Annotated in this window: 23 protein-coding genes and 1 riboswitch; of the genes, 20 read left to right on the top strand and 3 right to left on the bottom strand. The window is 64.3% G+C overall.

Annotated features, from left to right (window positions below):
- The first annotated feature begins 20 nt into the window (after nt 1-20).
- Nucleotides 21-160: riboswitch (molybdenum cofactor riboswitch) on the top strand.
- From moaA to AC1IN8_RS04050, 18 genes are all read left to right on the top strand, one after another.
- Complete coding sequence (gene moaA, locus AC1IN8_RS04135) at nt 148-1,143, top strand: GTP 3',8-cyclase MoaA (RefSeq protein ID WP_429108098.1); 996 nt, start codon at nt 148-150, stop codon at nt 1,141-1,143. Its footprint overlaps the riboswitch before it by 13 nt.
- Nucleotides 1,144-1,393: 250 nt before the next feature.
- Nucleotides 1,394-1,903 (top strand): ferredoxin-type protein NapF, encoded by a 510-nt coding sequence (gene napF / locus AC1IN8_RS04130; protein WP_139439287.1) that lies wholly within the window; start codon nt 1,394-1,396, stop codon nt 1,901-1,903.
- An 8-nt stretch (nt 1,904-1,911) separates the two neighbouring features.
- On the top strand, nt 1,912-2,202 hold the full coding sequence (locus AC1IN8_RS04125; protein ID WP_479758155.1) for a chaperone NapD: 291 nt from the start codon (nt 1,912-1,914) through the stop codon (nt 2,200-2,202).
- A 126-nt stretch (nt 2,203-2,328) separates the two neighbouring features.
- Nucleotides 2,329-4,818, top strand: coding sequence for a nitrate reductase catalytic subunit NapA (napA, locus tag AC1IN8_RS04120; protein WP_247626832.1), 2,490 nt, complete (start codon nt 2,329-2,331; stop codon nt 4,816-4,818).
- A gap of 15 nt (nt 4,819-4,833) precedes the next feature.
- Nucleotides 4,834-5,568 carry a ferredoxin-type protein NapG gene (gene napG / locus AC1IN8_RS04115; RefSeq protein WP_479758154.1) on the top strand — a complete coding sequence of 245 codons (735 nt, stop codon included), beginning with the start codon at nt 4,834-4,836 and terminating at the stop codon, nt 5,566-5,568.
- Nucleotides 5,565-6,440 carry a quinol dehydrogenase ferredoxin subunit NapH gene (gene napH / locus AC1IN8_RS04110; protein ID WP_479758153.1) on the top strand — a complete coding sequence of 292 codons (876 nt, stop codon included), beginning with the start codon at nt 5,565-5,567 and terminating at the stop codon, nt 6,438-6,440. Before napG ends, napH begins: the two co-directional genes overlap by 4 nt.
- Nucleotides 6,440-6,895 carry a nitrate reductase cytochrome c-type subunit gene (locus AC1IN8_RS04105; protein WP_319917761.1) on the top strand — a complete coding sequence of 152 codons (456 nt, stop codon included), beginning with the start codon at nt 6,440-6,442 and terminating at the stop codon, nt 6,893-6,895. The genes napH and AC1IN8_RS04105 overlap by 1 nt, the downstream gene beginning before the upstream one ends.
- Before the next feature lie 11 nt (nt 6,896-6,906).
- Nucleotides 6,907-7,497 carry a cytochrome c3 family protein gene (locus tag AC1IN8_RS04100; RefSeq protein ID WP_139439292.1) on the top strand — a complete coding sequence of 197 codons (591 nt, stop codon included), beginning with the start codon at nt 6,907-6,909 and terminating at the stop codon, nt 7,495-7,497.
- 224 nt (nt 7,498-7,721) lie between these two features.
- Nucleotides 7,722-8,228 (top strand): molybdenum cofactor biosynthesis protein B, encoded by a 507-nt coding sequence (gene moaB, locus AC1IN8_RS04095; RefSeq protein WP_106887335.1) that lies wholly within the window; start codon nt 7,722-7,724, stop codon nt 8,226-8,228.
- Nucleotides 8,229-8,278: 50 nt separating this feature from the next.
- Nucleotides 8,279-8,773 (top strand): cyclic pyranopterin monophosphate synthase MoaC, encoded by a 495-nt coding sequence (gene moaC, locus AC1IN8_RS04090; RefSeq protein ID WP_454009707.1) that lies wholly within the window; start codon nt 8,279-8,281, stop codon nt 8,771-8,773.
- Nucleotides 8,770-9,015, top strand: coding sequence for a molybdopterin synthase sulfur carrier subunit (gene moaD, locus AC1IN8_RS04085; RefSeq protein WP_265435695.1), 246 nt, complete (start codon nt 8,770-8,772; stop codon nt 9,013-9,015). The genes moaC and moaD overlap by 4 nt, the downstream gene beginning before the upstream one ends.
- A 2-nt stretch (nt 9,016-9,017) precedes the next feature.
- Nucleotides 9,018-9,497 (top strand): molybdopterin synthase catalytic subunit MoaE, encoded by a 480-nt coding sequence (moaE, locus tag AC1IN8_RS04080; protein WP_479758152.1) that lies wholly within the window; start codon nt 9,018-9,020, stop codon nt 9,495-9,497.
- Nucleotides 9,498-9,582: 85 nt separating this feature from the next.
- A complete protein-coding gene (gene modA / locus AC1IN8_RS04075) occupies nt 9,583-10,311 on the top strand; it encodes a molybdate ABC transporter substrate-binding protein (protein ID WP_454009704.1) in 729 nt (242 codons plus the stop codon).
- A 111-nt stretch (nt 10,312-10,422) separates the two neighbouring features.
- Nucleotides 10,423-11,103 carry a molybdate ABC transporter permease subunit gene (modB, locus tag AC1IN8_RS04070; RefSeq protein WP_139439297.1) on the top strand — a complete coding sequence of 227 codons (681 nt, stop codon included), beginning with the start codon at nt 10,423-10,425 and terminating at the stop codon, nt 11,101-11,103.
- A complete protein-coding gene (modC, locus tag AC1IN8_RS04065; protein WP_479758151.1) occupies nt 11,100-12,155 on the top strand; it encodes a molybdenum ABC transporter ATP-binding protein in 1,056 nt (351 codons plus the stop codon). The genes modB and modC overlap by 4 nt, the downstream gene beginning before the upstream one ends.
- A gap of 70 nt (nt 12,156-12,225) precedes the next feature.
- Entirely contained in the window at nt 12,226-13,005 is a 780-nt protein-coding gene (locus AC1IN8_RS04060; RefSeq protein ID WP_247626825.1) for an alpha/beta fold hydrolase, read from the top strand.
- A 112-nt stretch (nt 13,006-13,117) separates the two neighbouring features.
- Nucleotides 13,118-14,161 (top strand): plasmid segregation protein ParM domain-containing protein, encoded by a 1,044-nt coding sequence (parM, locus tag AC1IN8_RS04055; RefSeq protein WP_241672828.1) that lies wholly within the window; start codon nt 13,118-13,120, stop codon nt 14,159-14,161.
- Nucleotides 14,154-14,966, top strand: a complete 813-nt coding sequence (locus tag AC1IN8_RS04050; protein WP_479758150.1) for a hypothetical protein — start codon at nt 14,154-14,156, stop codon at nt 14,964-14,966. Before parM ends, AC1IN8_RS04050 begins: the two co-directional genes overlap by 8 nt.
- An 81-nt stretch (nt 14,967-15,047) precedes the next feature.
- Here the strand turns inward: AC1IN8_RS04050 and moeB are convergent, their stop codons facing one another.
- Complete coding sequence (gene moeB / locus AC1IN8_RS04045) at nt 15,048-15,803, bottom strand: molybdopterin-synthase adenylyltransferase MoeB (RefSeq protein ID WP_479758149.1); 756 nt, start codon at nt 15,801-15,803, stop codon at nt 15,048-15,050.
- Nucleotides 15,800-17,026 carry a molybdopterin molybdotransferase MoeA gene (gene moeA, locus AC1IN8_RS04040; RefSeq protein ID WP_479758460.1) on the bottom strand — a complete coding sequence of 409 codons (1,227 nt, stop codon included), beginning with the start codon at nt 17,024-17,026 and terminating at the stop codon, nt 15,800-15,802. The genes moeB and moeA overlap by 4 nt, the downstream gene beginning before the upstream one ends.
- A gap of 353 nt (nt 17,027-17,379) precedes the next feature.
- On the opposite strand from moeA, the gene folE reads away from it, so the two are divergent.
- Entirely contained in the window at nt 17,380-18,036 is a 657-nt protein-coding gene (gene folE, locus AC1IN8_RS04035; RefSeq protein ID WP_106887327.1) for a GTP cyclohydrolase I FolE, read from the top strand.
- Nucleotides 18,037-18,309: 273 nt separating this feature from the next.
- On the top strand, nt 18,310-19,959 hold the full coding sequence (locus AC1IN8_RS04030) for a methyl-accepting chemotaxis protein (protein ID WP_479758148.1): 1,650 nt from the start codon (nt 18,310-18,312) through the stop codon (nt 19,957-19,959).
- Nucleotides 19,960-20,167: 208 nt separating this feature from the next.
- On the opposite strand, the gene AC1IN8_RS04025 is transcribed toward AC1IN8_RS04030, so the two are convergent.
- Entirely contained in the window at nt 20,168-21,898 is a 1,731-nt protein-coding gene (locus tag AC1IN8_RS04025) for a formate--tetrahydrofolate ligase (protein ID WP_479758147.1), read from the bottom strand.
- Between the last annotated feature and the right edge of the window lie 2 nt (nt 21,899-21,900).

Raw genomic sequence — 21,900 nt, 5'->3', positions numbered from 1 at the left:
CAACATGTGCTAGCATCGAAAAACTAGATGAACTCCGAGCGTTTTTGCCTAAGTCATTGAGATAGGGGGAAAACGCCGTCAGCCGTCGTTCGAGCTGAAAGGGTCAGGAAAGAAATGCCCTGGCCTCCCGTATTTGGAAAGGTGTTTATGTTGCCACTTGAAGATGGTTTTTCCCGTCGTTTTTACTATTTGCGCCTGTCGATTACCGATGTGTGCAATTTCCGTTGTACCTACTGTTTGCCGGACGGTTATCGCCCCCCGGATGGAAACAGGGAGGGGCGCAAGTCGTTTCTCTCCCTGGAGGAGATCCGCCGCATCGTCTCGGGCTTCGCCGCCATGGGGACCCGCAAGGTGCGCCTGACCGGGGGGGAGCCCTCCCTGCGCCGTGACTTCACCGCCATCATAGAGACGGTGGCCAATACCCCCGGTATCGAGAAGGTGGCCATGACCACCAATGGCTACCGCTTGAAGGAGCGTGCCCAGGAGTGGTTCGATGCCGGGCTCAATGCCCTCAATGTCAGTGTCGACAGCCTGGATCCACGCCAGTTTCACCAGATCACCGGCGAGAACAAGCTGGCGGAGGTGATGGAGGGAATAGAAGCGGCACTGGCCGCCGGCTTCAAGTCAGTGAAGATCAATGCGGTGCTGCTCAAGGGGCTCAACGACCAGCAACTGGATCAGTTTCTGGCCTGGATCAGGCACAAGCCCATCGAGCTGCGCTTCATCGAGCTGATGCAGACCGGGGAGATGGACAACCTGTTTCGTGACCACCACACCAGCGGCGAGCTCATCAAGGCGCAACTGCTTGGCAATGGCTGGATCCAGCAATTGCGCGCGGTGGACGACGGCCCTGCTCAGGTGTTCATGCACCCCGAATCACAGGGGGGCGTCGGGCTCATCATGCCCTACAGCAAGGACTTCTGCGCCGGTTGCAATCGGCTGAGGGTCTCCTCCGTGGGCAAGCTGCACCTCTGTCTGTTCGGTGACAACGGGGTGGAGCTGCGGGATCTGCTCAGTGACGACAGTCAGCAGGAGGCCCTGCAACAGCGGATCCGCCAGGCGCTCACCGGCAAGGCTGCCACCCATCGTCTGCACGAGGGCAATGCCGGCATGACCCCCCATCTCGCCTCCATCGGCGGCTGAGTGGCGGCCGTCAGAGCAAAATAGCCATCGATTAATAAGCAATCCTCACATAGGGGTAATTTACCTTGCCCCTCTGCTGCCTTATTGCGCCAAGGGTTTGATCCAGCGCAATAATCCCCCCTGTTTATCTCCCTGGTGGTATATCACTGGACTTGTGAGAGTCGCAATATACACCCACGCTTATAATTGGTATTGAAAATGCCAGTCACTGGTTCCGCGCTCGAATTCTGTCCTGTGAAGAGGAATTGATATGCCTGATGGGGTCAATCTGTCCCGCCGCAGTCTGTTTCGAGGACGACTGAGCGCGCCCAGACCCGAGGTGCAACTGCCCTGGTCCGTCTCCTGGGCCGACTTCGTGGCCGATTGCACCCGGTGTGGCGACTGCCTGACGGCCTGCCCGGAGCAGATCCTGATCAAGGGGGACGGCGGCTTCCCGACGGTGGATTTCCAGCGTGGCGAGTGCACCTTCTGTGGCGAATGCGTCAGCGCCTGCCAGGCACCTGTGTTCAGGCCGACGACCCAGACGCCCTGGGACTATGTGGCTCACATCGAGGCCGGTTGCCTGGCCAGTGCCCAGGTCTTCTGCCAGCGCTGTCAGGACAGCTGCGAGCAGCAGGCCATCCGTTTTTCTCCTCAGCTGGGGCGAGTACCCACCCCCAGCATCCATACCGAGTCGTGCAATGGCTGTGGTGCCTGCGTGGCGGATTGTCCGGTCGGCAGTATCAGGGTGGGCGCCCCCCATGAGGGATCGGCCACATGAAGCAAGGGATGAGCAAGTTGGAAAACAACCATATGACCCGAGAAGAGTTCCATGTATCCAGCCTGGTGGTACTGACCCAGCCCCCCTTGCGCCACCGGCTCGTAGAGCAGATTGCGGCCCTGGACGGGGCCGAGATCCATGCCGTCAGCGACGAAGGCAAGCTGGTGGTGACCCTGGAAGGGCCCAGCCAGCGCCCCATCATGGATGCCATCGATGCGATCAATGCCATGCCGGGCGTACTCTCCGCCGCCCTGATCTACCACCAGTTTGATGAAGTCGAAGCCGAGGGCAGGGAATAGCGCCACTAGGCTGGGCCGCGCGGTTCGCGATGCCCGATGTATAGCAATAAAGCGCCATGACGCTGAGCCAGCGCGGCTCGTGACAATGGCTGTCATTGATGTGATTAAGCAATGCGAGGATATGTCATGAAGCTGAGTCGACGCGACTTTATGAAGGCCAATGCGGTGGCGGCAGCCGCTGCCGTGGCCGGAGTCAGTGCCCCCACCCTGGCGGCGAACCTTATTACCAGCACCGACAAGACTGCCATCACCTGGGACAAGGCGCCCTGCCGCTTCTGCGGCACCGGCTGCTCCGTGCTGGTGGGCTCCCAGGCCGGCCGCGTCGTGGCGACCCAGGGCGATCCCGATGCACCGGTCAACCGTGGCCTCAACTGCATCAAGGGCTACTTCCTCTCCAAGATCATGTATGGCGAGGATCGCCTGACCCAGCCCATGCTGCGCATGACCAATGGCAAGTTCGACAAGAATGGCGACTTCGCCCCCATCAGCTGGGATCAGGCGTTCGACATCATGGCCGAGAAGTTCAAGGCCACCCTTAAAGAGAAGGGACCGACTGCGGTGGGCATGTTCGGCTCCGGCCAGTGGACCGTCTGGGAAGGCTATGCCGCCGCCAAGCTGATGAAGGCGGGCCTGCGCACCAATAACCTGGACCCCAACGCCCGTCACTGCATGGCCTCCGCCGTGGTCGGTTTCATGCGCACCTTCGGCATGGATGAGCCCATGGGCTGCTATGACGACATCGAGCAGGCCGACGCCTTCGTGCTCTGGGGCTCCAACATGGCCGAGATGCACCCCATCCTCTGGTCGCGGATGTCCGATCGCCGCCTCTCCAACCCGGATGTGCAGGTGCACGTGCTCTCCACCTTCGAGCACCGCAGCTTCGAGCTGGCGGACAACGGCATGGTGTTCACGCCCCAGACCGACTTGGCGATCCTCAACTACATCGCCAACTACATCATCCAGAACGACAAGGTGAACTGGGACTTCGTCAACAAGCACACCCAGTTCCGCAAGGGGGTCACCGACATCGGCTACGGCCTGCGCCCGACTCACCCGACGCAGCAGAAAGCCAAGAACCCGGACAGCGGCGACTCCACCCCCATGAGCTTTGACGACTTCGCGAAGTTCGTGGCGGATTACGACGTCGACTCCGTGGCCAAGCTCTCCGGCGTCTCCAAAGAGAAGCTGGAAAAACTGGCCCAGATCTATGCGGATCCGGACAAGAAGGTGGTCTCCTACTGGACCATGGGCTTCAACCAGCACACCCGTGGCGTCTGGGCGAACAACCTCTGCTACAACATCCACCTGCTGACCGGCAAGATCTCCACCCCGGGCTCGGGTCCCTTCTCCCTGACCGGCCAGCCCTCCGCCTGCGGCACGGCGCGGGAAGTGGGCACCTTCGCCCACCGCCTGCCCGCCGACATGGTGGTCACCGACCCCAAGCACCGCGCCATCGCCGAGAAGATCTGGAAGCTGCCGGAAGGCACCATTCCCGAGCAGGTGGGTTATCACGCCGTGCTGCAAAACCGCATGCTCAAGGACGGCAAGCTCAACGCCTACTGGGTGATGTGCAACAACAACATGCAGGCCGGTCCCAATATGAACGAGGAGGGGCTGCCCGGTTATCGCAACCCGGCCAACTTCATCGTGGTCTCCGACCCTTACCCGACCGTCACGGCGCAGGCGGCTGACCTCATCCTGCCCACCGCCATGTGGGTGGAGAAAGAGGGGGCCTATGGCAACGCCGAGCGCCGCACCCAGTTCTGGCACCAGCAGGTGAAGGCGCCGGAAGGGGCCAAGTCCGACCTGTGGCAGCTGATGGAGTTTTCCAAGCGCTTCACCGTGGAAGAGGTGTGGCCGGCGGAGCTGATTGCCAAGATGCCGGAAGTGAAGGGCAAGACCCTGTTCGAGGTGCTCTACGCCAACGGTCAGGTGAACCAGTTCCCGAAAGAGCAGAGCAAGGGGGCGCTCAACGACGAGGCGGAGCACTTCGGCTTCTACGTGCAGAAGGGGTTGTTCGAGGAGTACGCCTCCTTCGGTCGCGGTCACGGCCACGATCTGGCGCCCTTCGATCAGTACCACGAGGCGCGCGGCCTGCGCTGGCCCGTGGTGGACGGCAAGGAGACCCTGTGGCGCTATCGCGAAGGGTTCGACCCTTACGTGAAGGCGGGGGAGGGGGTGAAATTCTACGGCAAGCCGGACGGCAAGGCGGTGATCTTCGCGCTGCCCTATGAGCCCGCCGCCGAGGCTCCGGATAAAGAGTACGACATGTGGCTCTCCACCGGCCGCGTGCTGGAGCACTGGCACACCGGCACCATGACCCGCCGGGTGCCCGAGCTCTATCGCGCCTTCCCGGATGCGGTGCTCTTCATGCACCCGGAAGATGCCAAGGCCCGCGGCGTGCGCCGTGGTGAAGAGGTGATCGTCGCCTCCCGCCGTGGCGAGGTGAAGACCCGGGTCGAGACCCGCGGCCGCAACCGTCCGCCCAAAGGCCTGGTGTTCATGCCCTTCTTCGATGCGAGCCAGCTGGTCAACAAGTTGACCCTGGACGCCACGGATCCCCTCTCCAAAGAGACGGATTACAAGAAGTGCGCCGTCAAGGTCATGAAGGCGTAAGGCGGGGCCGGGGGGATGAGTCGCAGCCGTCGCCAGTTCCTGGCCGACCTTGCCAAGGGGGCCTGCTCCGTGGGCCTGCTTGGGGCAGGGCTTGGCACTGTGGCCCGCCAGCAGGCGCAGGCGGTGCCCGCCCAGGCACTGCGGCCGCCGGCGGCACTGGGGGAGGCTGACTTCCTCGGTGCCTGCGTGCGCTGCGGGCTCTGCGTTGAAGCCTGCCCCTACGACACCCTCAAGCTTGCCCGGCTGCTGGATCCCGTGACCACGGGCACCCCCTATTTCGAGGCCCGCGTCGTCCCCTGCGAGATGTGTGACGACATCCCCTGCGTGGCGGCCTGCCCGAGCGGGGCGCTGGACCAGGGGATGACGAACATCGATCAGGCGCGCATGGGGGTGGCGGTGCTCATCGATCACGAGACCTGCCTCAACTACCTGGGGCTGCGCTGCGATGTCTGCTATCGGGTCTGCCCGCTGATAGACAAGGCGATCACCCTAGAACTGCAACGCAATCCGCGCACCGGCAAGCACGCCATGTTCCTGCCCACGGTACACCGCGATCTGTGCACCGGCTGCGGCAAGTGCGAGCACGCCTGCGTGCTGGAGACGGCGGCCATCAAGGTGGTGCCCCGCGGGCTTGCCAAGGGTGAGCTCGGTCATCACTACCGGCTTGGCTGGGAAGAGAAGGCCAAGGCGGGCAAGTCCCTCATCGGTGAGCGACTCACCCTGCCCACCCGCAAACCGGAGGGGTTATGAGTCGTTATCCGGGGGCCGAGGCCAGCGCCAGGCTGGGGTGGTGGCGCGCCCACCGCTTCCTGCTGCTGCGCCGTTTGAGCCAGTTCGGCGTGCTGGGGCTCTTCCTGCTGGGGCCGCTCGCGGGGGGCTGGATCCTCAAGGGCAACCTCTCCAGCTCCCTGCTGCTGGAGACGGTGCCCCTCTCGGATCCGCTCACCCTGCTGCAGTCGGTGGCGGCGGGCCATTGGCCCATCACCACCCTGTGGCTGGGGGCGGCAGTGGTGCTGGCCGGTTACTGGCTGGTCGGGGGGCGGGTGTTCTGCTCCTGGGTCTGCCCGGTCAACCTGGTCACGGACGCCGCCGCCTGGCTGAGGGCCCGGCTCGGGCTCAAGGGCAACGGCCAGTTCAACCGCAACACCCGCTACTGGCTGCTGGCCATGGTGCTGGTGGCCCCCGCCATCACCGGCGTGCTGGTGTGGGAGCTGGTCAATCCGGTCTCCTTGGCCATGCGCGGCCTGCTGTTTGGCATGGGGGCGGGCTGGGGTCTGCTGGTGGCCCTGTTCCTGTTCGATCTGTTCGTGGTGGAGCGGGGCTGGTGTGGTCATCTCTGTCCGGTGGGGGCCTTCTATGCCCTGGTCAACCGGGTCGGGTTTATCAAGATTTCTGCCAAGGGGCGTGAGCGGTGCAGCAACTGCATGGATTGTTATGCGGTCTGCCCGGAGCGTCCCATCCTGCGCGGCCCGGTTCATGGGGCCAGGCGCGGTCACGGGCCCTTGATTGTGGCTCAGGAGTGTACCAACTGCGGCCGTTGCATCGATGTCTGCGCGGAGCAAGTTTTCGAAATCACTACAGGTTTTGCCGTCAAGGCAGAGAAAACGTCGGAGAACAAATAATGAAAAAGCTGATTGGAGCAATGCTGGCCTGCCTGATGGCGGGCTCCTTGATGGCAGCCACCCCCGAGATCACCAACAGCACGGGGGGGATCAAGTCGGAGCGGGGGAGCACGGATCTGGTGACCGAGGCGGATGCCGCCCCGCTCAAGAACTACCGCAAGGATGGGGATCCCTATGATCGCCAGTACATGCATCAGCCGCCGCTGATCCCCCACGATACCCGCAACTACGAGGTGGACAACAAGGTCAACAAGTGCCTGGCCTGCCACAGCTTCAAGAACGCCAGCAAGATGAAGGCGCCCAAGATAAGCCCGACGCACTTCGAGACCCGCGACGGCATGACCCTTGGCGAAGTGTCCCCCCGTCGCTACTTCTGCCTGCAGTGCCACGTGCCGCAAGCGGATGCCAAGCCGCTGGTGGAAAATACGTTTAAACCAGTAGAAGCGCTGAACTGAGGGACCCCCAGATGAAATTACCCGGCTTTATCCAGCGTCTGTGGACCACCTTCAAGTCCCCCTCGAAGGCAGCCCTCTGGGTGCTGCTGCTGATGGGCTTCTTCGGCGGTGTCATCTTCTGGGGCGGCTTCAACACCGCCATGGAGGCCTCCAACACCGAGAAGTTCTGCACCGGCTGCCACGAGATGAAGGACAACGTCTTCGTGGAGTACCGCGACACCATCCACTATGCGAACCGCTCAGGGGTGCGCGCCAGCTGCCCCGATTGCCACGTGCCCCACGAATGGACCTACAAGATCATTCGCAAGGTGCAGGCCTCCAAGGAGCTGTGGGGCATGCTGACCGGCAAGGTGGATACCCGCGAGAAGTTTGAATCCCACCGCCGGGAGATGGCGGAGCGGGAGTGGCAGCGGATGAAGGAGACGGATTCCCGCGAGTGCCGCAACTGCCACAACTTCGAGTACATGGATTTCTCCCTGCAGGGGCGGCGGGCGGCCCAGATGCACTCCACCAACCTGGCAAGCGGTCAGAATACCTGCATCGATTGCCACAAAGGGATAGCGCATCAGCTGCCTGACATGAAGGGCGTGGAAGGTTTCTAAGGCGCCGGGCCATCGAAGCGGATAGCGCCGCTTCGATGGCCTTTGATTTTTATGGGCCTTTTAACCCCTGCGCCAGACATCTTTTGATAGAATCCCTTCCCGGCAACGGGGCGCCCCTGTCGGCGCGCATTCACCGACCGGCATGGCCGGGCGACGCGTACCCCTCTTCTTCCTCTCGTGGTCAATGAATGATTGACAGGATTTGTCCTATGGCATCCAGAAACATGGCACCCAAAAACAGCGAATTCATCCCTCTCAAGATCGCCGTGCTGACGGTCTCCGACAGCCGCACCGCCGCCGACGACAGCTCGGGGGATTATCTGGTATCGGCTCTGACCCAGGCGGGGCACCAACTCGCGGATCGGGCCCTGTGCGCCGACAACCTGTTCCGGATCCGGGCCCAGGTGAGCCAGTGGATCGTCGACGAGGCGGTCCAGGTGGTGCTGATCAACGGCGGCACCGGCTTCAATGAACAGAACCGGGTGCCGGAAGCGGTGGGAGTGCTGTTCGAGCGCACCGTACAGGGCTTTGGCGAGATGTTCCGCCAGCTCTCCTTCGCCGAGATAAAGGGCTCGGCCATGCAGAGCCGCGCCCTGGCGGGGCTCGCCAATCGCACCCTGATCTGCTGCCTGCCGGGTTCCACCGGCGCCTGCCAGCTCGGCTGGGAGCAGCTCATCCGGGATCAGCTGGACGCCCGTACCAGGCCGTGCAACTTCGTGTCCCATCTGTGATCTCGGGAGTTTCCCTCGATCATCCATCTTGTTTTTCGATAGGGGAATAGATGAACCTGACCCATCTCAACCAGAGCGGCGAAGCCCACATGGTGGATGTCACCGACAAGCAGGTCACCCAGCGGGAGGCCCGCGCCGAGGCCTTCGTGACCATGGCCCCCGCGACCCTGGCCCTGATCCTCGGCGGTCAGCACCACAAGGGGGACGTGTTCGCCACCGCCCGCATCGCGGGCATCATGGCGGCCAAGAAGACCGCCGATCTCATTCCCCTCTGCCACCCTCTGGCCCTGACCCGGGTGGAGGTAGAGATTGAGGCCCAGCCCGAGCACAATAGGGTCCATATCCGCACCCTCTGCAAGCTGTCCGGCAAGACAGGGGTGGAGATGGAGGCGCTCACCGCGGCGTCCGTGGCGGCGCTGACCATCTACGACATGTGCAAGGCGGTGCAAAAGGACATGGTGATCGAGCAAGTCAGGCTGGTGGAGAAGAAGGGCGGCAAGTCCGGCCACTTCCAGCTGGGCTCCCAGGCAGGAGAGAAGGCATGATCAAGGTACTGTTTTTTGCGCAAGTAAGGGAGCTGGTGGGCTGCGACGAGCTCTGCCTGCCCAGCGACTATCCCACGGCCGAAGCGCTTCGTGGGGCCTTGTGCGAGCGCGGCGACAAGTGGGCCCTGGCGCTCGAATCGGGCAAGCTGCTGGTGGCGGTCAACCAGACCCTGGTGCCGCTCGATACGCCGCTCAATGATGGCGATGAAGTCGCCTTCTTCCCACCGGTGACCGGAGGCTGAGAATGAGCGAGATAACGACCGTGGATCGCATCCTGGTGCAACGGGCCGACTTCTCCCTGGGGGAGGAGTATGAGCGCCTCGCCGCCCGCCATGACAGCGGCGCCATCGTCACCTTCGTCGGCAAGGTGCGTGACTTCAATCAGGGGGATGCGGTGAATGGGCTCTCCCTCGAGCACTACCCCGGCATGACCGAGAAGGCGCTGACGGACATAGTCACAGAGGCCCGTGGCCGCTGGCCGCTGCAGGAGTGCACCCTCATTCACCGCATCGGCGATCTGCTGCTCGGGGATCAGATCGTGCTGGTGGCGGTGAGCAGCGCCCACAGGGACGCCGCGTTCGAGGCCTGCCACTTCATCATGGATTTTTTGAAGACCCGGGCACCGTTCTGGAAAAAAGAGCTGACCGCAGAGGGGGTTCAACGCTGGGTCGAGGCCAAGGCGAGCGATGACGCCGCCGCCGCCCGCTGGCGGCAAGCGCCCTAGCCAGCCCGGTTCGATGACAGGGGAGTGCCCGCTGGCGCTCGCCACCACTTGCTTCGGGTTTGCCGGAGCCTCAAGGAGACAGGGAATGAAGAAACAGTTGTCCGTGGTGTTGCTCGGCCTCGTGGCCGGCGCCTTGCACAGCGGGGCCGCTCGGGCCGATGAAGTCAGGGTGGCCGTGGCCGCCAACTTCAAGGGCACCATAGAGCGCATCGGCAAGGAGTTCACCGCCAAGACAGGCCACAGCGTCGTCATCAGCTCGGCGGCCACCGGGGTGCTCTACACCCAGATCACCCACGGCGCCCCCTTCGATCTCTTCCTCTCCGCCGACGTGGCCACCCCTGAAAAACTGGAGGCGGAGGGCAAGGGGAGCGGTCGCTTCACCTACGCCATCGGTCAGCTCGGCCTCTGGCAGAAGGGGGGGCCTGCCCCCGACGAGGCCACCTTGCGCAACTGGCAGGGGGAGCTGGCCATCGCCAACCCGAAGACCGCCCCCTATGGCGCCGCGGCCATGGCGACCCTGGCCCACCTCAAGCTCGATCCCAAGCAATACAGGGTGCTGACCGGTACCAACATCAGCCAGACCTGGCAGTTCGTGGACACCGGCAATGCGAAGCTGGGCTTCGTCGCCTGGGCCAACCTGGTGGAAGCGGGCAAGACCGGCGAAGCCTGGGCGGTACCGGCCAGCTTCTACCCCCCCATAGAGCAGCAGGGGCTGATCTTGAAGAAAGGGGAAGCAGTCGATGCCCTGGTCGCCTGGCTTAAGGGCCCCGGTCAGGAGCAGATCAAGGCCGCGGGCTATGCCCTGCCCCGATAAGGGGATGGTTCAGATGCGATACCCTGAGTGGTCGGCCTTCGGGTCGGCCACTCTTTGCAATGAGGATGGATACCATGCCGTTGGGGGCATTTATCAACCGGGAGGTCGGCAATGAGTGAAGGGGATCTGCTGGCGGTCTGGCTGACCCTGAAGTTGGCGGCCAGCACCACCGCCATCCTGTTGCTGCTGTCGCCGCCGCTCGCCTGGTGGCTGTCGCGCAGCCAGCACCGGCTGCGGCCGCTGGTGGAGGCCCTGGTGGCGCTGCCCCTGGTGCTGCCGCCGACCGTGCTCGGCTTCTATCTGCTGCTCGCCTTCTCGCCGGAGTACGGCCTCGGCGCCTGGTGGCGGGAGACCTTCGGGACCCCGCTCGCCTTCAGCTTCCTCGGCCTGCTGTTTGCTTCCATCCTCTATTCGCTCCCCTTCGTGGTGCAGCCGCTCACCTCCGCCTTCGTCAACATGGGCAACAAGGAGCTGGAGGCCGCCGCCACCCTGGGGCTGGGGCCTCTTGAGCGCTTCTTTCAGATCATCTTGCCGATGACGCTGCCGAGCTTCGTGATGGCGGCGGCCCTCGGCTTTGCCCACACCCTGGGGGAGTTTGGCGTGGTGCTGATGATAGGGGGCAACATCCCCGGCGAGACCCAGGTGCTCTCCATCGCCCTCTTTGATCACGTGGAAGCCATGGATTATCGGCACGCCCACTACCTGGCGGGTGGCCTGATGGGCTTCTCCCTGGTGATGCTGGTGCTGGTCTACGGTGTGCTGCAGCGCCGGCAGCGGAGGTTGTTCGGATGAGCCTGCACCTCAAGGCCAGCCGTGCGTTCGGCGCCTTCACCCTGGCGTGCGATCTGGCACTGCCCCTTGGCGGCATTCTCGGCCTCTTTGGCCCCTCCGGCTGTGGCAAGAGCACCTTGCTTCGCATCATCGCCGGGCTGGACCGTGCCCCCTCGGACGTCCTGCGCTGGCAGGGACGGGAGCTGGCGGCCCTGCTGCCGGAGGCGCGCCGCATCGGGCTGGTGTTCCAGGACTCCCGGCTCTTTCCCCATATGACGGTGCTCGGCAACCTGCAGCTGGCGGCGGGCAAGGGGCGAGGGCGCTGGCAGCCCGAGGCGCTGGCGATGCGGCTCGGCTTTGCGGATCTGCTGGGGCAGCCCGCCCACGGCCTCTCCGGCGGCCAGCGCCAGCGGGTGGCCCTGGGGCGGGCCCTGCTGGCGGAGCCGGATCTGCTGCTGCTCGATGAGCCCTTCTCGGCGCTGGACAGCCGCAGCCGCATCCATCAGGCCCATGTGCTCAAGGGGTTGCAGCGCGAAAGCGGCATCCCCATGATCTTCGTCAGCCACGCCATGGAGGAGGTGAGCCTGCTCTGCGATCAGCTGGTGCTGCTGGCAGATGGCAGGCTGGAGGCGCAAGGCCGGCCGAGCGAGATCTTCGCCCGCACCGACCTCTCCCTCGCCAGTCGCGACGATGCCGGTGTCATGCTGACGGCAACCCTGGCCCACTACGACGACGCTGAGCAGATGGCGACCCTGCAACTCGGGGATCAGAGTCTGATGGTCACCATGGAGCATGCCCCCGACGAGACAGGGGAGCTGCAGATCAAGGTGGCGGGGCGGGATCTGGTGATCGCCACCGCCCCCATAGCGCACTCCAGCCTCTCCAACTGCCTCGAGACCCGACTGCTGGAGGCGCGGGAGGTGAGGCCGGGGCAAACCCTGTTGCAGTTGGCGCTGGGGCAGCAGATACTGCTGGCCCGGATCACCAGCCGCTCCGCTAAGCGGCTGGCGCTGGTGCCGGGGCAGCGCCTCTACGCCTACATCAAGGCGGTGAGCCTGGTGGGAGAGGGCTGAGGGGCGTGTCGCCACAGCATGGGCAGCAAGGCCGTCAATGGCCGCTATCGAGTCGAGAGGGAGAGCACGGGTGCGTCGCAACCAGGTAATGAAATCCCATGGATTGGCCTTGCGCAGCGCGGGGGAGGGCCCCTTGCTGCTCCTGCTGCACGGCCTTGGCTCCTCCAGCCTCGACTGGCAGGCCCAGATCGAGCACTTCTCCCAGCACTACCGGGTGGTGGCGCTGGATCTGCGCGGCCACGGCCAGAGCATGCAGGAGGGGCCCTTCGATGTGCCCACTCTGGCGGCGGACGTGGCCCGCTGGCTCGAGGAGCAGCCGGAACCCGCCTGGGTGGTGGGGCTGTCGCTCGGGGCCATGGTGGCGCTGGAGCTGGCGCTGCGACTGCCCCACAAGGTGCGGGGGCTGGTGCTGGTCAACGGTTTCAGCGAGTTTCTGCTGGAGACGCCAAGGGAGCAGGAGCGCCATGCCATGCGCCTCAAGTGGCTGCGCTGGTTTGGCATGCGGCCGCTCGCCTGGTGGTTGGGGCGTGAACTCTTCCCCGGCCCCGAGCTCGCCCAGGTGCGCCACACCTTCCGGCTGCGCTTCGTGCGCAGCAACAAGAAAAAGACCTACAAGGCGCTGCTGGAGGCGCTGCCCGGCTGGTCGGTGCGCGCCCGGCTCGGCAGCCTCTGGCAGCCGGTGGCCATCATCTCCACCAGTCACGACTACCTGCCGCTGGCCAAACGGGTGGAGCAGTTCGCCTCCCTGCCCAACGCCAGCATCCATACCCCAGAGGGCCATCACGCCTGGCCCGCGGAAGATCCCGCCGGGTTCAATCATTTGCTTCACCGGATTTTAGAAACCCATTAGACTTGTCGCCCTTTAGCCTTAATTCCCCGTGTATGTATTGGTCCGATCGCCTTGCCAATGGCACAAGGCAAGGCAATCGGACCCGTCTGCCCTATTGAACAGGTATTTCCTCATGTCTGAAGTAATGAAAATGGCCATCGATGATGGCTCCACCAACGTCAAGGTGAGCTGGATCGAGAACAAGGTGCTCAAGACCATCATCTCTCCCAACTCCTTTCGCAAGGATTGGAAGAGCGCCGCCTTGCGCAAGGACAAGAAGATCTACAACTACGAAATAGGCAACACCAAATACACCTATGACGCCACCTCGGACAAGTCCCTGGCCACCACCCATGTGGAGTACCAGTACGACGATCTCAACCTGCTCTCCGTGCACCATGCCCTGCTGCAGACCGGCGTGACCCCTTGCGATGTGGCCATCACAGTGACCCTGCCCATCACCGAGTTCTACAGCCCGGACGATTGCCAGCGCAACGAAGAGAAGATAGAGAAGAAGCGGCGCAACCTGATGCGGGCCATCAGCCTCAACAAGGGTGAGCTGTTCAACATCGTCAGCGTGGAGGTGATGCCGGAGAGCCTGCCTGCGGCACTCTCCCGCCTGATTGGCTCGGGCTGCAATGAGTTCACCAAGACGCTGGTGATCGACTGCGGTGGCACCACCCTGGACATGGGGATCATCGTCGGCGAGTTTGACGACGTCTCCGATGTGTATGGCAACAACGAGATCGGTGTCTCCATGGTGACAGACGCCACTCGCAAGGCGCTGGCGGCGGCGGACAGCGATTCGAGCTATCTGGTGGCCAACGAGTTCATCAAGCGTCGCCACGACATGAGCTTCGTGCGGGACGTGGTCAACGACGAGAGCCAGATCCCCAAGATCCTCGAGAAGATGCAGAACAAGATCGACGAGCTGGGCTCTCAGGTGGCCCACGAGGCGAAGAAGTTCGCCAAGAACCCGAACCGGGTCTATCTGGTCGGCGGCGGCGCATCGCTGATCTTTGAGGCCATCAAGGCCGCCTACCCGACCCTGGGTGAGCGGGTCGAGCTGCTGGACGATGCCCAGTCCGCCCTGGCCCGGGAGATCTGCCTCTACACCACGGAAGAGGAAGAGGTGTACCGTGAGGCGCCGGTGATGGCCGAGGTTGGCGATGAGTAGCCAACTCAAGCGCATGACCTTCTCCATCTTCATGGATCCGGGTGCGCTGGAGTCTGATCGCTATGCCGCCGGGGTCTTGCAGAGCTGGTACCAGCGGGCGCGCAAGATCCAGGACGATGTGGAGGAGTTCGACTTCTCCAAGAGTCGTTTTCACAAGGACATCTACCTCTCCGGCATGTTCATGTATGTGCTGGCCCCCAGTCTGTGCAAGGCGGTGGCCAATGCCTTCGGCCCCGAGCAGGTGAATTTCGAGACCTTGCGCCATGTCTTTGCCAGCTGTGGCTTCGCACTGGGGGAGGGGACGGCCCCTGCCGTGAGCGACACCATGATCGACGAGATAGTGGCCAGGCTGGCCCCCCGCCTTGGTCAGGACAACAGTGCCCGCATGGTGGAGGAGATAGTGCAACGCCTGGGCCAGCCCCAGGCCATGCCCTCTTCGGATCATCTGGTGGACGAGATAGTGAGCCGGCTCGGCGAGCAGCAGCCCACCGAGCTGTGGGATGAGCTGAGGCAGGGGCTGCCTGCCCCGCTCGATCACGATCTGCTGGCAGAAACCATAGCGGGCAAGCTGCCCGTGGCGGCGGCCGAGCAGGATCTGGCGCCCCTTGCCAGCAGCATCCAGCTGCTCTCGCGCCAGCTGGAGGAGCAATCCCGGCTCATTCGCGAGCAACACCTGCTGATCCAGCGACTGGCCAGCGCCCCGGCTCGCCAGGGGGCGGCAGGCGCCGAGGCTGAGCCCCTGGTGGAGGATCTCTCGAGCCAGATCGCGAACATGAAGAAGGTCAAGGCCAAGGGGATCTTCTAGGGCGCGAGTCTAGGTCTCTGCGCCCCCATGCAAAAATGCCGAACCCCTGGGTTCGGCATTTTTGTGGGCGCGGTTTGCCGCTCAGGGCTGGGAGCAGACCGGGCAGTCCGGGCGCTTGGGGAGCTTCAGCTCGCGAAAGCTGCCACCCAGGCCGTCGATCATCAGCAGGCGGCCGCTGTGGCTTTTGCCCATGCCCGCCAGCAGCTTGATGGCCTCCAGCGCCTGCAGGCTGCCCACCAGACCGACCACCGGGGCCAGCACCCCGGCCTCGACACAGGTCAGGGACTGCTCGCCAAAGAGGGCGCTCAGGCAGGCGTAGCAGGGCTCGTCCTCCTGCCAGGTGAAGCTGCAGAGCTGCCCCTCCAGCCGGATGGCGGCGCCGGACACCAGGGGCACTCTGTGCCGGCGGGCGCGCTGGTTGAGCAGGTTGCGGATGGCGACGTTGTCGGTGCAGTCGAGCACCAGCTGGTGCTCTGGCAGCAGGGCATCGAGCAGCGCCTCGTCGGCGAGGAGGGCGTGGGTTTCCACCTCTAGCCAGGGGTTGAGGGCCCGCAGCGTCTTGGCGGCGGAGTCCACCTTGTGCATGCCGATGCGCTCGTCGCTGTGCAGCACCTGGCGCTGCAGATTGGAGAGCTCCACCCGATCGAAATCCACCAGGGTGAGGTGGCCGACCCCGGCCACCGCCAGATACTGGCTGGCGGCGCAGCCCAGACCCCCGGCACCTATCACCAGCACCCGGGCCTGCTTGAGCGCCTCCTGCCCCTCGAAGTCGAAAGACTTGAGCACTATCTGGCGGTTGTAGCGAAGCAGCTCCGCATCGCTCAGGATCTCGCTCACAGCAGCAGCCCCGAGAAGGGCTCGACGGTCACCGTCTCACCGGCGGCCACCTTGCCCCGCTCCTGCTCGAGCACTATGTAGCAGTTGGCCCGGGACAGGGAGCTGAACACCCCGGAGTCCTGGGAGCCGGTGCTGCGCACCTCCAGGCCGTGAGGCCCCTGGCTCAGGATGCCGCGCTGGAAGTCCAGGCGTCCCGGCGCCTTCTTGAGGGGCTCGGCCGCCATGGCCTGCAGCGGCAGGGGGCGTGCGAAGTGGTGGCCGGCCAGCCTGGCCAGCGCAGGTTGCACCAGCTGATCGAAGGTGACCATGGCGGAGACGGGGTTGCCCGGCAGACCGAAGAACCAGGCGTTTGGCAGGCGGCCGAAGGCAAAGGGCTTGCCCGGCTTGATGGCGAGCTTCCAGAAGCCGATTTCGCCAAGCTCCTCCAGCAACTGCTTGGTGAAGTCCGCTTCCCCCACAGAGACACCCCCCGTGGTGATCAGGGCATCGGCCTCGCGGTCAGCTTGCTGGAAGGCGGCGCGCAGGGCGGCCGGATCGTCGGGGATGATGCCAAGATCCAGGCACTCTATGCCCATGCGGGTCAGCATGGCCTTGACCCCGTAACGGTTGGAGTCATAGATGTCGCCGTGGGCGAGGGGCGTGCCCAGGGGCTTGAGCTCGTCCCCCGTGCTGAAGATGGCCACCTTGAGGGGACGGCGCACCGTCACCGTGGCGATGCCCAAGGAGGCCAGCAGCGGCAGCTCCCGGGGACTGAGACGCAGGCCGCTGGCCAGCACTTGCGATCCTTGCGCCAGATCCTCGCCCCGGCGGCGGATGTTCTGGCCAGGGAAGGGAGTCGTCAGAAAAGTGATCCCGTTGTCGCCTGCCTGCGTTTCTTCCTGCATCACGACCGCCTCCGTGCCCGCCGGCACAGGGGCGCCTGTCATGATGCGGATGCAGTGACCGGCCGGCCATTCGCCCTCATAGGGCTGGCCGGCGAAGGCCTTGCCCGCGACGAGGAGCGGGGCGCCGGCGGCGAGATCCGCAAGGCGCACGGCATAGCCGTCCATGGCGGCATTGTCGAAGGGGGGCACCGACAGGGGGGAGCTTATCTCCTCGGCCAGTATCCGATCCAGCGCCTGGGGCAGCGGCAACTGCTCCGTCTCGCAGCGGCAGCCGAGTTGTTCCAGCATCCCTTGCAGGGCCTTGTCCAAGGGGAGGAGTGCACCGGTATCGAATCCCATCATCATGACCTCTCTGGTGTATAGGGGGCGGATTATCCCAAAAATCCGTCCGTATGGGCAGGCGGATCGCGCAGGAACGCGGGGGAAAGCCGATTTTTGCCGGGATGAGAGGGAGGTCAACCCCTTGAATTACCTCCTTGTGGGTGGCGTGAGAGGCGCGCTTGCATGTGGAGTGCCAGACCTGTGCCCGGCGCCCCGAACGGGAGGGGGAGAGGGTAAAACAGGGCGGTTTGGCATAAAGTCAGGTGCCGGGCTTGAGTTAGTTTGAATTATGACAATAATCGCCCTGTAACATTGCGCCACGGCACCACGTCGATGGCCAGCACAGTCCCTGAGCGTGGGAGAGAAACAAGATGACGAGCTTTAGCCAGGAAGCCCTGTTGGTCAGGGCAGCACTCGAGGCCGAGGGCCTGGAGACACCACTGGTGGCCAATGGGTTGAACGGCCAGCAGAAGAAGGAAAACATCGAAGGCCATATGCGCGCCATCATGGAGACGCTGGGGCTGGATCTGGCCGATGACAGTCTGGCCGAGACGCCGCACCGCATCGCCAAGATGTACGTGAACGAGATCTTCTCCGGCCTCGACTATGCCACCTTCCCCAAGGTGACGGTGATCGAGAACAAGATGAAGGTGGACGAGATGATCATGGTGCGGGACATCAGCCTCACCAGCACCTGTGAGCACCACTTCGTCACCATAGACGGGCTGGCCCACGTGGCCTACATCCCCCGTGGCAAGGTGATCGGGCTGTCGAAGATCAACCGCATAGTGCAGTTCTTCGCCCGTCGTCCCCAGGTGCAGGAGCGGCTCACCCAGCAGATCCTGCTGGCGCTGCAGACCCTGCTCGGCACCAGGGACGTGGCCATCAGCATCAAGGCGACCCACTTCTGCGTGAAGGCGCGCGGCGTGATGGATTCGACCTCCTATACCACCACCACCTCCCTCGGCGGTGTGTTCAAGACCCAGCCAGACACCCGTGCCGAGTTTCTCGGTGGTCTGAAAGGCTAGTCACCCGGGGGCATGTCCCACGACATGCCCCGACATCTTCCCTCCCGCCTGCCGCTCCGGTTTATTTTCTGAAAAAATCCTAAAGTGATGCCCGCGCGGGCCGATACAGCTCTCCGTGCCGCGGGATGGCCTGTTTGGCACCCGATTGGCCCCCTCGTTCGTGCCGATACGGATGAGGTTTGAATGACTGCTATGGATGGCAGCTAGCGTGCTCGCGCCTCGAAGGGCCGGCGCCGACGAATGCCACTTGATGACCCATATGCAGGACATGCCATGAACACCATGACGATAGGCAAGAAACTCTCCGCCGGCTTTGCCGTACTCGGCCTGATGATGGCCTTTATCGGCGGCTTTTCACTGTTTGAATTCAGCACCATGAACCGGGCCGCCATCGGATTCACCGACAGCATACTGCCCGCCGTGGTGCGCACCAGCACCCTGGGCGAGACCATCAATGCGGTGCGCCGCTACGAGCTGGATGTCTTTCTGGTGGCGGACGATCCCCAGCAGCAGGCCCATTACCGCAATGAGAGCGAGAAGAGCCTGAGGGAGGCCGGGGAGCAGATAGCGGCCCACGATGCCACCATCTGGGCAGAGGATCTGGAGGAGCGCCGCACCTTCGACATCGTCAAGGCGGACTGGGAGAAATACCTCGGCCTGCACCAGCGCATCCGGCAGATGCAGGACGCCGGTCAGATGACCGAGGCCCAGCACCTCTTCATGGGGGAGGGGATCACCCTCTACACCAACCTGGCCAAGTCGGTTGGCGACCTGGTGCGCATCAACCATGGCTATGCCGATGCCTCCCGCAAGGTAGTGGTGGGAGCGTATGACTCCGCCAAGCTGAGCGTCACCCTGGCCCTGCTGATCGGTCTGGTGCTGGTGGTCTGCCTCTCCGTGGTGCTGACCCGCCAGATCCGCGACCCGCTCATCATGCTGGCCCGCCAGGCCCAGCGCATCGCGGGCGGCGATCTCGGCAAGGGGGAGCTGCAGGAGTGGATCCGCGGCAGTCGCTTCAACCGCGACGAGCTGGGTCAGCTCGGCTCGGCCATCGACCGCATGCAGGGGTCGCTGGCGGACCTGGTGAGCGAGATAGCTGGCTCGGTGAGCCAGCTCAGCAGCGCGGTGGAGGAGGTGAGCGCCATCTCCGAGCAGTCCGCCAGGGGCATGGCCAGCCAGCAGAGCGAGGTGTCCCAGGTGGCCACCGCCATGAACGAGATGCAGTCCACCGTCAATGAGGTGGCCCGCAACACCACGGATGCCATGAGCGCGGCCAAGGATGCCTCTCGCACCTCGACCCAGGGCAACCAGGTGGTGCGCAGCGCCATCGGCAGCATAGAGCAGGTCTCCCGGCAGATTGAGCAGGCGGGCACTGTGGTGTCGCAGCTGGAAGCGGACAGCGCCAGCATCAGCATGGTGCTGGATGTCATTCGCGGCATCGCCGAGCAGACCAACCTGCTGGCACTCAACGCCGCCATAGAGGCGGCCCGGGCCGGCGAGCAGGGGCGTGGTTTCGCGGTCGTCGCGGACGAAGTACGCTCCCTGGCCCAGCGTACCCAGGCCTCCACCGCCGAGATCAGCAAGATGATAGAGCTGTTGCAGGAGCGCACCGCCGAAGCGGGCAACGCCATGCAGCTGAGCCGCCAGCAGATGCAGGAGAGCGTCGGGCTGGCACGGGAAGCGGGGGAGAGCATCGACAGCATCAATGGCGCCGTCACCCAGATCAGCGACATGAACACCCTGATCGCCACCGCCACCGAAGAGCAGAACGCGGTGACCGAGGAGCTCAACCGCAGCATAGTGAACATCCACAATGCCGCCGACGAGAACGCCCAGGGGGCCCAGCAGACCGCCCAGGCCTGTGTCGAGCTGAGCAAGCTGGCCAACAACCTGCACCATATGACCCAGCGCTTCACCCTCTAAATCTTGCTGCCACCCGGCAGAGAGCAGAAGGCCCCGTCCATTGGCGGGGCCTTGTCGTTTCTGGCAGGTTTGTTGATCGTAGGGTCGATTAGCGCAGCGTAATCGGCCGGCGCCAGACTGTTTATCCGATCATTTAGCTCAACCCGACTATCTCGCCGTCGTCGTCGATGTCGATATGACGCTCAGGGAAGGCAGGCTGCCAGGGTTCTTAGCTCAGGCCTACTATGTTGCCGTCGTCATCGATGTCGATATGGCGATAGGCTGGCAGGCTGCCAAGGCCAGGCATTGTCATGATGGGGCCCGCCAGGGCATAGACGAAACCGGCGCCGGCGCACAGGCGCACCTCCTCGATGGGCACCTCGAAGTCCGTCGGTACTCCCTTGATGGCCGGATCATGGCTGATGGAGAGCGGCGTCTTGGCCACGCAGATGGGCAGCTTATCCCAGCCCTCGGCCGAGAGCCGGGCCAGCTGCTGGCGCGCCTTCTCCGAGAGCCGCACCCCGCGCCCGCCGTAGCCGCACTCCACCAGGGTGGCCAGCTTGGCCGCGAGGCTCATCTCGTTTGGGTAGAGCAGCTTGACCTGGCTCGGCTGCTCGCAGGCGGCGACCACGGCCCGGGCCAGCTCGCTGGCGCCCTTGCCCCCGTCGGTGAAGGCGTGGGAGATGGCGGCGTCACAGGCGCCGGCGGCCAGCGCCTCGCGGGCCAGCAGATCCAGCTCGGCCTGGCTATCGGTGGGGAAACGGTTGACCGCCACCACCACGGGCACACCATAACGGCGGGCGTTCTGGATATGCCAAGCGAGGTTGGCGCACCCCTCTTTCAGGGTGGGCAGGTCTTCCCCCTGCAGGCTCGCCGGCAGCGGCTGGCCCGGGCGAATGTCCAGCAGGCCGCTGTTGGCCTTGAGACCGCGCACCGTGGCCACCAGCACCACGCAGGCGGGAGTGATGCCGGACTGGCGGCTCTTGATGTTGAAAAATTTCTCCAGCCCCATGTCGGAGCCAAAGCCCGCCTCGGTCACCACATAGTCGGTGAGGCCCAGGGCGATGCGATCGGCGATGACGGAGGAGTTGCCGTGGGCGATGTTGGCGAAGGGGCCGGCGTGGACCAGTACCGGGGTCTGCTCCGTGGTCTGCATCAGGGTCGGCTGCAGGGCGTCTTTGAGCAGCACCGTCATGGCCCCTGCCACTTCCAGCTGCTCGGCGGTGATGGGGTTGCCGTGAATATCGCGAGCCAGCTGAATGCGGCCGATGCGGGCGCGCAAGTCTTTCAGATCGCTGGCCAGCGCCAGAATGGCCATCAGCTCGGAGGCGGCTGTGATGACGAAACGGTCGGCACGCTCCACCCCGTCGGCGGCGCCCCCCTGGCCTAGGGTGAGGTGGCGAAGCGCCCGGTCATTCATGTCCAGGGTGCGCGGCCAGAGGATGTTGGTCGGGTCAATCTCGAGGCGCGGCAAACCGGTTCTGGCGCTGAACTGGTCGCCGAGTTTCTGCTCGTGGAACAGGCGGGCATCCAGGGCCGCCGCCGCCAGGTTGTGGGCGGCGCTGAGGGCGTGAAAGTCCCCGGTGAGGTGCAGGTTCATCTCCTCCATGGGCACCACCTGGGCATGTCCGCCCCCGGCGGCGCCTCCCTTGACCCCGAACACGGGCCCCAGACTCGGCTGGCGTATGGTGGCTATGCTGGGCTGGCCTATGTGGTTGAGGCCCATGGAGAGCCCCAGGGTGGTGACCGTCTTGCCCTCGCCGAGGGGGGTGGGGGTGATGGCGCTCACCAGCACCAGCTTGCCTCTCTGTTTGGGCTGGGACTTGAGCAGGTCGAGACTGAGTTTGCCCTTGTGGTGGCCCTGGGGGCTGAGCTGGTGGGGCGGGATGGCGAGGCGTTCGGCCAGCGCCTGGATGGTGAGACGGGGGGACTGGCGGGAGATCTCGATATCGCTTAGCATCA

It is taken from the genome of Aeromonas sp. 130281, from assembly GCF_056642115.1.
The sequence above is the reverse complement of the archived record's forward strand: the minus strand, read 5'-3'. Positions and strand labels throughout refer to the sequence as shown.